The organism is uncultured Campylobacter sp. (assembly GCF_938045535.1).
Lineage (GTDB): Bacteria > Campylobacterota > Campylobacteria > Campylobacterales > Campylobacteraceae > Campylobacter_B.
This window is the reverse complement of record NZ_CALIMQ010000187.1, coordinates 1-13,313: the sequence shown is the minus strand read 5'-3', so window position 1 is coordinate 13,313 and position 13,313 is coordinate 1. Positions and strand designations below refer to the sequence as shown.

General features: G+C 36.7%; 15 protein-coding genes. 7 read left to right on the top strand and 8 right to left on the bottom strand.

Annotated features, from left to right (window positions below; translation table 11 throughout):
- The 6 genes from Q0095_RS05870 to yycI form a co-directional block, all read left to right on the top strand.
- On the top strand, positions 1-473 hold a 473-nt coding region (locus Q0095_RS05870; RefSeq protein ID WP_297882243.1), incomplete at its 5' end, for a C69 family dipeptidase.
- 220 nt (positions 474-693) lie between these two features.
- Positions 694-1,692, top strand: coding sequence for a hypothetical protein (locus Q0095_RS05865; RefSeq protein ID WP_297882241.1), 999 nt, complete (start codon positions 694-696; stop codon positions 1,690-1,692).
- A 243-nt stretch (positions 1,693-1,935) separates the two neighbouring features.
- The gene (yycF, locus tag Q0095_RS05860; protein ID WP_271966047.1) at positions 1,936-2,640 is read left to right on the top strand and encodes a response regulator YycF; all 705 of its coding nucleotides are present in this window, start codon (positions 1,936-1,938) and stop codon (positions 2,638-2,640) included.
- The gene (locus Q0095_RS05855) at positions 2,640-4,565 is read left to right on the top strand and encodes an ATP-binding protein (protein WP_297882237.1); all 1,926 of its coding nucleotides are present in this window, start codon (positions 2,640-2,642) and stop codon (positions 4,563-4,565) included. The genes yycF and Q0095_RS05855 overlap by 1 nt, the downstream gene beginning before the upstream one ends.
- An 11-nt stretch (positions 4,566-4,576) precedes the next feature.
- A complete protein-coding gene (gene yycH / locus Q0095_RS05850) occupies positions 4,577-5,890 on the top strand; it encodes a two-component system activity regulator YycH (RefSeq protein ID WP_297882235.1) in 1,314 nt (437 codons plus the stop codon).
- The gene (gene yycI, locus Q0095_RS05845; RefSeq protein ID WP_297882233.1) at positions 5,887-6,687 is read left to right on the top strand and encodes a two-component system regulatory protein YycI; all 801 of its coding nucleotides are present in this window, start codon (positions 5,887-5,889) and stop codon (positions 6,685-6,687) included. Before yycH ends, yycI begins: the two co-directional genes overlap by 4 nt.
- A 57-nt stretch (positions 6,688-6,744) precedes the next feature.
- Here yycI and Q0095_RS05840 read toward each other — a convergent pair whose 3' ends face one another.
- A complete protein-coding gene (locus Q0095_RS05840) occupies positions 6,745-7,179 on the bottom strand; it encodes a DNA starvation/stationary phase protection protein (RefSeq protein ID WP_048802479.1) in 435 nt (144 codons plus the stop codon).
- A 251-nt stretch (positions 7,180-7,430) separates the two neighbouring features.
- On the opposite strand from Q0095_RS05840, the gene yidD reads away from it, so the two are divergent.
- Entirely contained in the window at positions 7,431-7,682 is a 252-nt protein-coding gene (gene yidD, locus Q0095_RS05835) for a membrane protein insertion efficiency factor YidD (RefSeq protein WP_003147487.1), read from the top strand.
- A 244-nt stretch (positions 7,683-7,926) separates the two neighbouring features.
- On the opposite strand, the gene Q0095_RS05830 is transcribed toward yidD, so the two are convergent.
- The 7 genes from Q0095_RS05830 to Q0095_RS05800 all read right to left on the bottom strand — a co-directional run.
- Positions 7,927-8,442, bottom strand: coding sequence for a rhodanese-like domain-containing protein (locus Q0095_RS05830; protein WP_297882228.1), 516 nt, complete (start codon positions 8,440-8,442; stop codon positions 7,927-7,929).
- A 543-nt stretch (positions 8,443-8,985) separates the two neighbouring features.
- Complete coding sequence (locus Q0095_RS05825; RefSeq protein WP_297882226.1) at positions 8,986-9,552, bottom strand: AAA family ATPase; 567 nt, start codon at positions 9,550-9,552, stop codon at positions 8,986-8,988.
- A 9-nt stretch (positions 9,553-9,561) separates the two neighbouring features.
- Entirely contained in the window at positions 9,562-10,254 is a 693-nt protein-coding gene (locus Q0095_RS05820; RefSeq protein ID WP_297882224.1) for an LrgB family protein, read from the bottom strand.
- A complete protein-coding gene (locus tag Q0095_RS05815) occupies positions 10,251-10,709 on the bottom strand; it encodes a CidA/LrgA family protein (protein ID WP_081451750.1) in 459 nt (152 codons plus the stop codon). Before Q0095_RS05815 ends, Q0095_RS05820 begins: the two co-directional genes overlap by 4 nt.
- Before the next feature lie 199 nt (positions 10,710-10,908).
- On the bottom strand, positions 10,909-11,160 hold the full coding sequence (locus Q0095_RS05810) for a hypothetical protein (RefSeq protein ID WP_297882222.1): 252 nt from the start codon (positions 11,158-11,160) through the stop codon (positions 10,909-10,911).
- Between the two features lie 153 nt (positions 11,161-11,313).
- The gene (locus tag Q0095_RS05805; protein WP_297882220.1) at positions 11,314-12,210 is read right to left on the bottom strand and encodes an alpha/beta hydrolase-fold protein; all 897 of its coding nucleotides are present in this window, start codon (positions 12,208-12,210) and stop codon (positions 11,314-11,316) included.
- Positions 12,204-13,313, bottom strand: a 1,110-nt coding sequence (locus Q0095_RS05800; protein WP_297882218.1) for a TonB-dependent receptor, incomplete at its 5' end; no start/stop codon positions are given. The genes Q0095_RS05800 and Q0095_RS05805, both read right to left, overlap by 7 nt.

Genomic DNA, 13,313 nt, shown 5'->3' with positions numbered 1-13,313 from the left:
GTAATGATGTTTTGGCTTTGGTTCAAATAAGACCTTATATGCCTGAAGAAATTAGAAGTATTGAGTGGTTATCCTTCGGTTCAAATGTATTTAATGCAATGATTCCTTTCTATGTAAATATAGATAAGACACCTGAATATCTTGCAAACACTACTAAAGAACTTACAACAGAAGATTTCTATTGGTCAAATCGTCTGGTCGCAGCTTTGGCAGATGCTCATTTTGCATCTTGTAGTTCACATATTGAACGTTACCAATTGGCTATTCAATCAAAATGCACTGAAATCATAAATAAGTATGATAATGAATTTTTAGGTGGAAAAGTTGCAAAAGAAAAAGTCGTTGAATTCTGCGAAAATGCAAATGAAGAAATTGCAACAGAATTAAGAAAACAAACAATTGATTTATTAGGCAAAGTTCTTTACACAGCAAGCTGTGAAATGAAAAATGGTTTTTCAAGATCTGATGCTTAAAAAATTAAAATTTAAAGGGAGCTTTATTTTGCTCCCTTTTTCTTTTTCCCACTTTTTTTTACTTCCTGTTTTTCTTCTATTCTTTTATTTTTAAAAAAATCAAAATAAATTGAAAACTTAACCTGAGAAAGTACTATTTACAACGTAAAAATAAGAAAAAATTAATTGTTTATGATAAAATACTTATTAAGAAATATTGCGAGGATGGATAGAAATAGTAATGGATAGATTGTTTGAAGTATCAAGTTATGCATCATTTATAGTGTACCATATAGAAGCGATGGATAAAATCAAAGTTCCCAAAAGAGTGATACGCGAGTATATAAATCTTCAAAAAACAGTGAACAATTTTCCGACAGAGTTAAACTATATATGTAGTTTTTATGATGGAAAAACTGGAAGTAGCGGAACTTTGTTTGAAAATACTGTAGAAGGGAATTATATTTTATCTTATACAGGTACGAATTTTTACTTTGATAGACAAAAAGATATGTATGCTGATGTTGTAGGGATTTGTTTAGGTCAAGGGGAACACTTAACGCCGTGTTACAGATTTTACACAAGGATGAAGAAAAAATATGGTAATGATATCATACTAACTGGTCATTCTTTAGGTGGAAGTATTGCGCAACGAGTTGCAATTGAGTACGATGTGAAAGAGAGTGTAGTATTTAATGCTGCACCTATATATCTAATTGGTGGTATAGATATTTTTATGGATAAAGAAGTTGATGGAGAATTGTACGTTAAACGTATGAAAAAGTATCTTAGAAATATGAAGAAAATCGCTATTAAGAAAGCCACTTTTACAGGTTCTGTTAAGAGGGTTGTTTCGGAGTATGATATATTTACGCGTATAGCTGAGTTACTTTCTATTGGTTATTATGTGGGTGATGAAATTATAGTTAAAGAAGCGGGAATGCACGGGATTAAGAGCTTTTTAGATATATATAATAAATCATTTGGAAGTTCTTTTGAAGGAGAAGAAAATCAAGACGGATATTTATCTTCAGAATATAAAGATTTTGGTTTGGCAGAGATAGGGATATTAAGTAATTTTTCTGAAGAACGGATAGTAGAGTTAGAAAAACAATTAAATGTGCTTCTTACTAGTGATACTGTAATCTCCAATTTGAATAAGAATCCATACAATGTTAACTTCGAATTTTTCATAAAAGCTATATTAAAAAATATAGAGAAAGACAAAGAAAAACAATAATAGATTCCTTGTCTGACGTTTTTGTCAGATGAGGAGTTTTTTATGTATGTATAGTGGCAGGTGCATATGTTTTATAGGTTGTTATAAAAACTTTGTGTTTTCTCGTAAGTGATAGAGTGTTAATCGCTTGCTTAAAGTTGTAACTTATTAAAGAAAAATGATATAATATAGATAACTATATGCATTCTTGCAAATTAGTAAGAATATATAATAAAACTTAGTATGAATCTAAGGAGGAAGATGATGGCAGAATATAAAATACTAGTAGTCGATGATGAAGAACCGATTGCTAATATACTAGATTTTAATTTAAAAAAAGAAGGCTACGATGTAATAGTTGCTAATGATGGAGAAAAAGCGGTGGAGCTTGCTTTTAGCGAAAACCCTGATTTGATTCTATTAGATTTGATGTTGCCGAAAAAAGATGGAATGGAAGTATGTAGAGAAGTACGTGCTAAAAAGAATATTCCAATAATTATGCTAACAGCAAAAAATAGTGAAATAGATAAGGTTCTAGGATTAGAATTCGGAGCTGATGATTACGTAACTAAACCCTTCTCAACACGTGAGCTTATGGCTAGGGTTAAGGTAAACTTACGTCGTGTTACTAAGCAACAAGAAGAAGTTGAAGAAGAGAAGAGTGGTAGTGACCTTGTAATTAAGGATATTGTAATCTATCCAGAGGCTTATATTATTAAGAAAAATGGAGAAGAAATAGATTTAACACGTAGAGAATTTGACTTATTCTATTACCTGGCTCAACACCGCGGCCAAGTTTTAACACGTGAGAACTTACTGCAAACAGTATGGGGTTATGACTACTTCGGAGATGTTAGAACAGTTGACGTGACTGTGAGAAGATTACGTGAAAAAGTAGAAGATGATTCATCACAACCTGAATATATAATGACGCGTCGTGGTGTTGGTTACTTTATAGGTGAAGAGTAATGAGTTTTTTCGGTAAGAAATTTAAGAAAAGATTCTTTTCATCAATCCGAACTAAGTTCGTAATAGTATATGTATTAGTTAACATAATTTCGTTACAACTAATCGGATTATTCTTTACAACACAACTAAGAAACAGTAATATAAACACATTTGAACAAAATATTATCGAACAAGAAAAGATATTGAATTACCATATTCGAGAGGAACTTGATAAGGTTAGTATGAAGAACGGTGAAGAGTCAACTGATTCAGAGAATAACGCTAATCAAGATTCTACAAGCAATAATCGAGATTCAAAAAGTGGAATAGTAAAACTAGTTAGTGAATTTAATATCCAGAAATTACTACTTGTAAATGTTATTGATAATAATTCAAAAATTTTAGCGAGTTCATCAAAAAATGGAAATGATGACTATCTTGCTAAAAGATCTTTTGATCCACTTGTTAGTCAAGTTATAAAAACGGGTGAGAGTACTAAACAAATTCAGTATAATGCTGATAGTAATAAGCGTGTATGGATTTATGTGAGTCCTGTAAAAAAAGATAATGAAGTTATTGGTGTAATATCACTTATGGCAGATATAGAAAGTGTTTATCAAGAGGTAAATAGTATTTCGAGAATCTTTATAGTAGGTACTATATTATCGATATTAATTACTACTGTAATAGGGTTTGTCGCTTCTAAAACCGTAACGAGTTCTATTGAAAAAATGAGTTCTCAGGTTAAGAAGATGGCTTTAGGAAATTATGGTACTGTAGTTGGTATAGATACAGATGATGAAATCGGTGATCTTGCTAAAGTATTTAACCGGATTTCTAGGAGAATCGAAGAAGAGCAGGCTGTAACGGAGACAGAACGTAGGAAGCTTGCGACTATTATCGAGAGTATGATGGATGGAATTATTGCAACTGATAATAACGGTAGAATAATCCTTATAAATACAAGTGCTGAGGATATGTTAGGTGGACGTGATGATGAAATTTTCATTGGAAAAGATGTTCTAAAAATTCTTGATATTACAGAATATGAAAGTATTGAGGAAATATTAGAAGCGGAGGATAGCCTTCTTGTTAATGCATCTAATGATAGTGATGAATTACTATTACGAGCAGAAATCTCTAAGATAGAAAAAGAAGATAAAGAAGATTTAACTCAGATGTCAACTGAGCTAGAAGGATATATTATTGTTCTTTATGACGTAACAGATCAAGAGCGTCAAGAAAAAGAACGTCGTGAATTCGTATCAACTGTATCTCATGAACTTCGTACACCTCTAACTACGATGAACAGTTATATCGAAGCATTAGAAGAAGGTGTATTAGAAGATAAGGAACTGGCTCCTCAGTTTATCGATACTATTCATAAAGAAACTACTCGTATGATAAGAATGGTAAATGAACTTATGCAACTTGGGAAAATGGATATTAAAGAAGAGCATTATGAAAAAGAGTTCATCGATATAAATAAAATGCTTGAGCAGATTACAGATAGATTTGCACTAACACATCCAGAAAAGAATTTTATAAAACATATTTCTAAAACGCCGATATTTGTTGAAGGAGACCAAGACAAACTTACACAGGTGTTTGACAATATTGTTAATAACGCAATAAAATATTCTCCAAATGGTAAGAATATTACTATAAGAGTTAGACAGAATTATCACCATAATAGGGTGAGTATTTCTATAAAAGATGAAGGGGTAGGAATACCTTTAGTACATATAGATAAAATCTTTAATAGATTTTATCGAGTTGATAAAAGTAGACAAAGAAGTATGGGTGGAACTGGTTTAGGATTAGCTCTAGCTAAGACTATAGTAGAAGCTCATAAAGGACGTATTTGGGCACAAAGTAGAGAAGGTTATGGAAGCATAATTTTTGTAACATTACCTTGTGAACAAATAGATGACGAATGGTTATAGAGGTGAGTAATATGAGAAATAGAAAAAAGGAAACTGTAAAATCAGTTGTTTTAGGTATACTTGTTTTACTAAGTTTAACTTTATCTTATCTTATTATTACTTATCAACCAGATTACGAAATTTTTACGAAAAGATCTACTCAGAAAACAGTTGATTCAAACAAAAATAATCTTCTGAATTTCCTTATACCTGATAGTGTGGTGAAAAACCATGCAGGAACAAGGGAAGAAGCTGTAATTCAAAATACAATAACAAAAGTAGCTAGCGTAGAAGGAGTCAAGGAGAAGAAAGTATTAAAAGAGTTACTGTCTCTTCTTTCAGATAGTGAGAGCACGGAATCTAGGGTGAGAAACCGTAACATAGAAGATATTACGACTAATAACGTTGAAAAAATATTGATAAATTATCAAGTTACTTTAGACTCAGCGCTGCTTAAACCGTTATTCTTTTCTGAGGACAATTCAAACGTAAGTTTAGAGTTTGATACTATAGTTATATTAAAAGATAGACCTAATATGATTTATCTATATAAAAAAGATGATAAAAACTATCTTCAAATTACTTTAAAACAAGATATATATGAGAAGATAAATAATAAATTCAATGAGAAAAAGCAAAATTATGCGAAATACAGTTTGAATAATAAATTTATATATCTAAAAGAAGGCGATGAAGATAATGTTATTGATGAATATAGCGCCGAAGATGTTAATTTAAATAAACTGGCGAGGGATATTTTTGAGAAAAAAGATAATCTTAGAATTAGTAATGAGGATGAAGTAACTGATGGATATGGAATATTAAGATCTATAAATAATAGATTAGTATATACAAATCCATCTAATGAAGGTGGACGTGAAGTAGGAGCTACTATTGCTATAAATAATACTATTAGTTTCTTAGAGTTAGGTTATGTTGGAGATACTAATTACCAACTAACAACAGCTTTAGACGGAATTAGTATTTTCCAAGAAGCGTACAAGGACTCTATAGCTTTTAGTAAAGATGGTTTTGCTGATATAATATCAGAAGATAACAGTAGTGGAATATATAAACTGACCTCACCGAAGAAATTGACTAAGACTTACCTTTCATCGAAAGAAGCAGAATTGTATTCTGTAGAAAAAACAGAATACGTGATAAACTATCTTTATGAGAGGGTTAACCTAAAAGAAATAGGTGATATAGTTTTAGGATATGATAAAACTTACAATAAAGAAAGAAACAGTTTCAGTTATACTCCTACATGGTATGTGAAGTACAATGACAGATATATGAGTTTCAAAAAACTAAAAGAAAAAATAGACAAGGGAGAGAGACTATGAATTGGGGCAAGATGAAAACATTATTTATTTACCTATTTGTTGCATTAAATGCAGTCTTATTAACTTTTTATGTCTATACAGTTCAAAAGAACAAAACTGAAATAGTTCAAGAAAAAGAAATAATAGAACGATCTATGAAAAATGATAATATAACTGTCGAAGAAAACGCCACAAAACGTGATAATCTAGGTTATGTTAATGTAACTATTTCGGATTTGAAAGATTATAAAAAAGAAGAAAATGGATTGAAGATTGAAGTTGAAAATGTAGATAAAACATCAACTCTAAAGGTTAGTTCAGAAAATGCTATAAGTAATGTTAATAAAGGCAGTTATAGAGCTGAATTAGACTCATTTTTACTTGAAAAATTGAAGTTGAGTGCAAATTATGTATTCTCTAGTTATAATTCTAATAAAAATGAGGTTATTTATGAACAACAGATTGATAGTTTTAGAGTATTTTCAAATAAAAATGCTAGAATAGTTTTTGAAGTTGAAAGTAATGGAGATATCAAGCGGTTTACTCTAACAGGAGTTTCTAACATAAGAAAAGATAAAAACGAAACCTTAGTTACATCTAATCAAGCTATAAACAGGCTGTATCATGAAGACTTGATTCCAAAAAATTGTAGAGTTCGTACAACTTTAGGATATTATACTTATATTTCGCAAACAGAAAATCAAGTATTAATACCGACTTGGAATGTTGAGATAAGTGATAAGGATGGACAGGTGAGTAACTATTATGTAGATGCTATAAACTTGAATATTTTAAATAGAAAAGGACATAATTCATAAACAAATATAAAAAGCTATCTATCGCAATAAAGCGACGGATAGCTTTTACTATGTGTATTAGTCTGCTAAGTAAGCACGTAACATCCAAACATTTTTTTCTAATTGAGTTTTTAGACCTAATGCTAAGTCAGAAGTACCTTGATCTCCTTCTTCTTCAGCTACACTCATAAGGTGAGTTAAGTCGTTGATTAATAGTTCGAAATCGTGGAATACAGCTGCAACCATTTCTTTAGTTGTTTCTTTTTCAGTTGCTTCTTTGATTGTTGCGATTTCTAAAGCACCTTTAAGTGTAGAAACTGGGCGTCCTCCGATAGCTAATAATCTTTCAGCAACTTCATCTAAAGATTCAGTTGTGTAGTTGTAATAATTTTCAAATACTTCGTGTAGTGTGTAAAAGCTACGTCCAGTTACATACCAGTGGAAGCTGTGTAATTTTGTGTATAATACTGTTAAATTTGCTACAAGTTTGTTTAATTCTGTTGTACGTGTCATATTAAATTCTCTCCTTTATATTTTGTAATTTATGCTTAAATTATAGCACCATGAATACGTGATGTAAAGTTTATAGACTTATAATAGTTATTGAGAATTATTATCTAAAATAAAGGTTGATTTGACAATGTTTTCCGAGGTGAAAAATTATAAATGATAATCATTATCGAATATAATTGTTGTATTTATGGAGTAATAAGTTGAAATTAATCTAGTGAATTGTTAAAATAAAGCAGAAAGGAGTGCTTTTAATGGCGAAGTTATGTATATTTTTAATAAAATTGTATAGAAGGTATATATCTCGTTATACAAGACCGACATGTAGATTTTCACCGACATGTTCGAGCTATGCGATGGAAAGTTATAAGAGATTTGGCTTTTTTCTTGGAACATACTTAACTATAAAGAGACTTTTGAAATGTCACCCTTTCTATAAGGGAGAGTATTTTGATAATGTTCCTTTATTTAAAAGAGAAATATTTAAATTTAATAGAAAAAAATAAAATAAAGAGGTAGCTGAAACCAGCTACCTCTTTATTGGGCGAAATTGTTAATTTTGGATAAAAATTTGGAATGTTGATTGATCTGTTGAAAAATAAATAAGGGGTTGTTTCAACAATATAACAATTAAAATATTATTTAATTAGAGTATTCGTAGATAAATCCTCATAATTATCCACAAATATTAATTTATATTGCAAAAGTGAGGTAAATCCTCATAATTATCCACAGATGCAAGAGATAATGTTATTTATCAATGCTATTTCCAGCATCTAACCATGCGGCAATTCCGCCCGGAAATCTATAGACATTTTTATATCCTGCTTCTTTAGCTAATGTTGCCCCAACATGACTTCTTTCACAAGCAACAAATCCACAGTAGATAACAATTTTTTTATCTTTATCAGTACCTAAAGTTTTTAAGAATGCTTCTTTTTCTTCTGGTTTTAAATCTTTCATTTCTTTAGGTAAGCCAGCATTTACAGCACCTTTGATTTTTGTTTTTTCAAAGCGATCGGAAGGAATAGTGTTGATTAAAATCATATCTTCTTTGTTGTCGATAGATTTTTTCAATTCATCAGCGCTTATTAAATTATAATCCCCAGTTTTTGTAGCTTTAACAAGTTTGATGGCAGCTTTTTCTACCTCGTTTTCTTTTCCGTCTTTTGCGGAACGGTTAAGACCATCGCCACTACTGCAACCTACTAAAGATACAGAAAGTAATATGCTCGATAAAGCTAAAGTTATTTTATTTCTTTTCATAAATTTACTCCTACCAAAATTTTTATCGGCATTTTATAAAATTTAGCATTTAAAAAAAAGGTAAATTGACGTTAAAGGTTTGAAATTTGAGCAAGCCTGATTGTTGCCGAGTTTGCTCAAAATCACACTGTAAAGAAAGCCGTCAAATTTAGCCTATTTAGGGTAAATTGAGCGCCAACGCCGCCGCAAAAACCCGAATAGCCGCCCTAAAACCGGTAAATTTGCTCGCTTGCACCCAGAAATTCGCCGCCGATAACCACGGAAAATTTGCCACGCATAAGATCGTATCGCTGCTGCCATCATGTTTCCCTAAATCTTAGCGTAAAATTTCGCCGTAGCGGTGCCGCAGCGACATAATCTCGTTACCCCGCAACGATGCCGCGCCACCCGCAGCGATATTGCGCCGATATAATTTCATTGCCGTAGCCTCGTTGTCGCAGCTATAGTTTCGTTACGGTGTCGATAGAATTTCGCCACCGCCGATACTCTCATCGTCGCAGCAATGTCGCCTCGCTACCGCGTCCGCTGCGGAATTTTAAAATTTCAATTTTTACTGCGGCTTTTTACCAGATACTCGATGATATTTACCGCGTTATCGATGCCGCAATACGACGTGTCGATGCAGATATTGTAGTTGGCGGATGCGCCCCAGACTTGGTTGGTGTAGTATTGATGAAAACTCATCCTGCCCGCGTCGCTTTCCTCCATATACTCGCGCGCGTCGGCGTGGCCTTCCTTCTGCAATCGAGCGAGCTTAAACTCGTCGTTTGCGCGCAAAAATACGGTCAGCAGATCCGCCCGCCCGCGCAAGAAAAATCCCGCGCAGCGCCCGAGCACGATGACGTTGCCGCCCTCGACGATCTTTTGATAAATTCTAGCGATGCGGTCGCGCTTCTGCTCGTTGGCTAGCTCGCTGTGCGAGATCGCCTGAAGCAGCGTATTTACGGGCATTTCGTTGTAGAACTCATACATCTGCTCGAAGTATCCCAGCTCGTCTGCTTTGCGGAGCAGATCCGCCTTGGCTAGATATGTGTATCCCAGACGCTGCGCGAGCTTACGCGCCGTCTCGCGCCCGCCTGCGCCGGTTTGTCTAGCGATCGAGATTATCATATTTTCTCCTTAGATGAAATGTGCAAAAATACCGGCACCGATGACGGTAAGAAGTCCCGTAACTGCCATTGCTAAAGACGCCATCGCGCCTTCTACGTCACCGATCTCAAGAGCGCGCGCCGTTCCCATCGCGTGGCTCGCGCAGCCTAGGGCGATACCTTTTGCCATCGCCTTTTTGATGCCAAAAATTTTAAGTAGCGCCTCGCCAAATACGCTACCGATGATGCCCGTAGCGATGATGCAGGCCACCGTTAGTGTCACGATGCCGCCTAAGCTTTCGCTGATACCCATACCGATCGGCGCCGTGACGGATTTCGGTAGTAGCGTGACATACATTGTGTGATTTAGCCCAAATATTACCGACATCGCGTAGATGCTGCCTAGCCCTGCGATCATACCCGAAATCAGTCCTGCAAAAATAGCTAAAAAATTACTTCGCAAAAGCGCTAACTGCTCGTATAGCGGCACAGCTAGACAGACGGTAATCGGCGTTAAGAAAAAGCTAATGTGCGAGGCGCTCGCGTTAAATTTCTCGTATGGAATTTTAAAGAGTAAAAGCACGCAGACGGTAAGCATGATACCGATTAGAAGCGGATTGAAAATAGTTAGCTTAAAGCGCTTTTTTAGATAAAGCCCCAGCTCAAACGAGCCCAGGCACAAAAACACGCCGAAAAAAGCGGAGTTCATTAAAATTTCTCTCATTTTTTATCGTCTCCGGATAAAATTTCGCGCTCCAGCTTCGCATCCACGCCCTTTGTATTCACGCCGTCTTGTTCGTGCGCGGCTGCGTAAAGCCTGCGCTTAACGCGGGCGAGGGCGATTTTATAAAAGATCTGCGTTACCGCGCCGCTTGCACCGATGACTACTACCGTAGAGACTGCCGTAATCGCGATGATTGCGAAAAGATGCTGGCGTAGCGCGTCGCCTGCGATGATGATCGCAGCGCCCGCCGGGATGAAGATCACTGGCATAATCTGCATAAAAAACGACACGGTTTCTCTGATCTGCGATACTTTGATGAGTTTAAAGATCAGGGCTAAAAGCATAATGACTAGTCCGTAGATGCTAGCGGGGATCGGCACAGGCACGAGCGCCGCCAAAATCTCCGCAACAAAAGATATTCCTAAAATCACACTAAATTGGATTAAGTAGTTCAAAGCTTACCTCGGATTAAAATTTAGCGCTAAATTTAGCATTTTGCAGTTAAAATAGATATTAATCTTGCTAGGTTTGGGCGAAATTTTGCGGCAAAATTTACTTAAGCAAGCTCTGTAGCTAAGCTCTGGGTAGAATTTTGCGATTTATCGTAGCGCTAAATTTAGCCTTGCGGCACGGATAAAATTCGGCTACGACTACTCAATCAAGCGTCTCGCCTAGCTCAATTTTGACGCCTAGAACCTTGCAGACTAGATCAAAAATTTCAATATCGACGTTGGGCGCGTATTCGTCCAAGACCGCGTAAACTTCGGCGCGCATATCCTCATCGTGCCCCGGGTGTGCGCGCGAATACAGCTCGTCCGTACGGCGCACGAGCGCGAGATTGTCGATATCTCGCTCGCGCATCGCCTGCTTGAGCCGCTTTGAAATTTGCCATTTGAAACTTTGCATTTTCCATCCTTTAAATTTGTGCGATACTAGCTAAAAGGGCTTTAAAATTTAATTTCTTAAATCCGACGACGCGTTTCGGCGCGATCAGCGAGCCTGCGTCGCTCGGTCCTACGCTTGCAGTTTAGATCAAGGCTTTACCGGCTAAATAGAAGATTATCTTTGCGTAAATAGCGCTAAATCTTGCAAAGCCAATGGGATTACTTCGCCGTGCGAAGCGCCTTCGTAGAGCCTAAACTCGCAAGAAAACCCCCTTGCTTTTAAAATTTCAGCTAGATCGGCCGCTTTTAAAATTCCCGCTTTATCGGTTTTTCCTTTACGCATTTCACGTGAGCCGGTAACGAGCATTATAAATTTCGCTTTTAAATTTGATCTAAGCTTTCCCTCGTCTAGGGCATCTCTGATAAGCTGTGATTCGCCCCACCACAACGAAGGTGAGGCGATAAAAAACTCGTCGAAAATCCCATCGTCGCGCAGCAAAGCATAAATCCCGAATAGCCCGCCAAAAGAATGTCCGAAGTAAATTTTGTCGCTTTTTGCCGTAGAGTATTTTTTCTCCACGAGCGGAAATAGTTCATCTTTTACGAAATCGTAAAATTCTGCCGCGCCGCCGCCGTTTGCATATTCTTCGCCGCTCGCCGCGGGCGTTAAATCTCTCGTGCGACGCTTAGTATCATATGCTAGCGGGCTGTCGTATCCGATGCCTACTATAAGGACGGTTTTGCTTAATTTCGGCATCGCTTTTGCGTTTTGCTTTGCGCCATTCGCATAAATTTGCGCATAGGAGTTTAAAAGTATCGGAAACTGCGCGTTCGCATCAACCATAAAAACTGCCCTATCGTAGCGAGCGACATTTTTTTGGCGAGCTATAAAAATTTTATATTTTTCGCCGCTCTTGCTTTTTAGAATAAAATCGCTCACGTTAAACATTTCGAGCGCAGCCCCACTTACCCGCTCAATCTTTTGCGGCGGTTTTGCCCCCAGATCGCAAGCGAATAAGCACACTAAAAAGAGCGCGTCAAATACCGCGAGAAAGCTCTTTAGGCTTACCATTTAGCGTTTACCTTAAACCAAAACCTCCTGCCCTCCTCGGGATACCAATAGTAATTGCCGTCGTCTGCGAGACCCTCGTCGTATCGGACGTTATCAAAGATATTGTAAGCGGTTAAATTTAGGCTCAGATTATCGTTTAAATCGTATTGTGCGCCCAAATCCGTAGTAAAAAGCTTTTTGTCGTTTTTACTAACCCTATTGCCCGGACCGAATTGCACGCTTGTAAGCTCGCTTTCGTAATTAAGACCGATAAAGGTAGAAAGCGGAGCGATAGGCCTATAGCTAAGCGTCGCATGTGCGGCATGCTTCGGGGTAGCGGTCAGGGATTTGCCATCCAGCCTACTAAGATTGGTTTGGCTAAATTTAACGGCGCCGTTTGGCGTATAGATCGTAGGATCCCCGGTTTCGATCTCGGAGTGGCTATAGGTGTAGTTTGCCTTGAAATTTAGCCTCTTAGTAATATCGTAATCACCACTCAGCTCAACGCCGTAAACCTCGGCTCCTTCTATATTAAAATACGTTCCCCAACCCGGGCAATTAACGCTCGGCGCGCCGGCGCAGCCTCCGTAAGCGGGAATCCTATTGATATTGCTGCCATCGGTATCTAAAATTTTATCTTTGAAGTCGTTTTTAAATAGCGTGATATTGCCGCGCAGATCGTCTGCATTGTCGTAATAAAGCCCGATCTCGTAGGTCGTGCTTTTCTCGGGCTTTAAATCCTTGTTACCGAAATCTATAATCCTCCAGCCGCCCTGAATCGTGCCTACTTCCGGCGAAATTTGATTGACGTCGGGAGTTTTATAACCGGTTGCGACGCCGCCTTTGATCGTCCAGGTATCACCTATATTAAACGTCGCGTAGGCTCTAGGAGAAAAGTGGTTGCCGAAGTATTCGTTATGCGTGAGCCTGCCGCCGAGCGTTAAAAATAGCGTATTTTCCAAAATTTCAATCTCGTCCTCTAAAAATCCCGCATGCTCGTTCATAGAAAATCGCTGCGGAGAGCGTAAATTTTGCCTACTCGCGTTTGAAACGATGAAAGTCGTTTGCACATCCTGTTTGCTAAAATCGTAGCCGAAGGTAAGCGTATTTATACCGAGATAAGT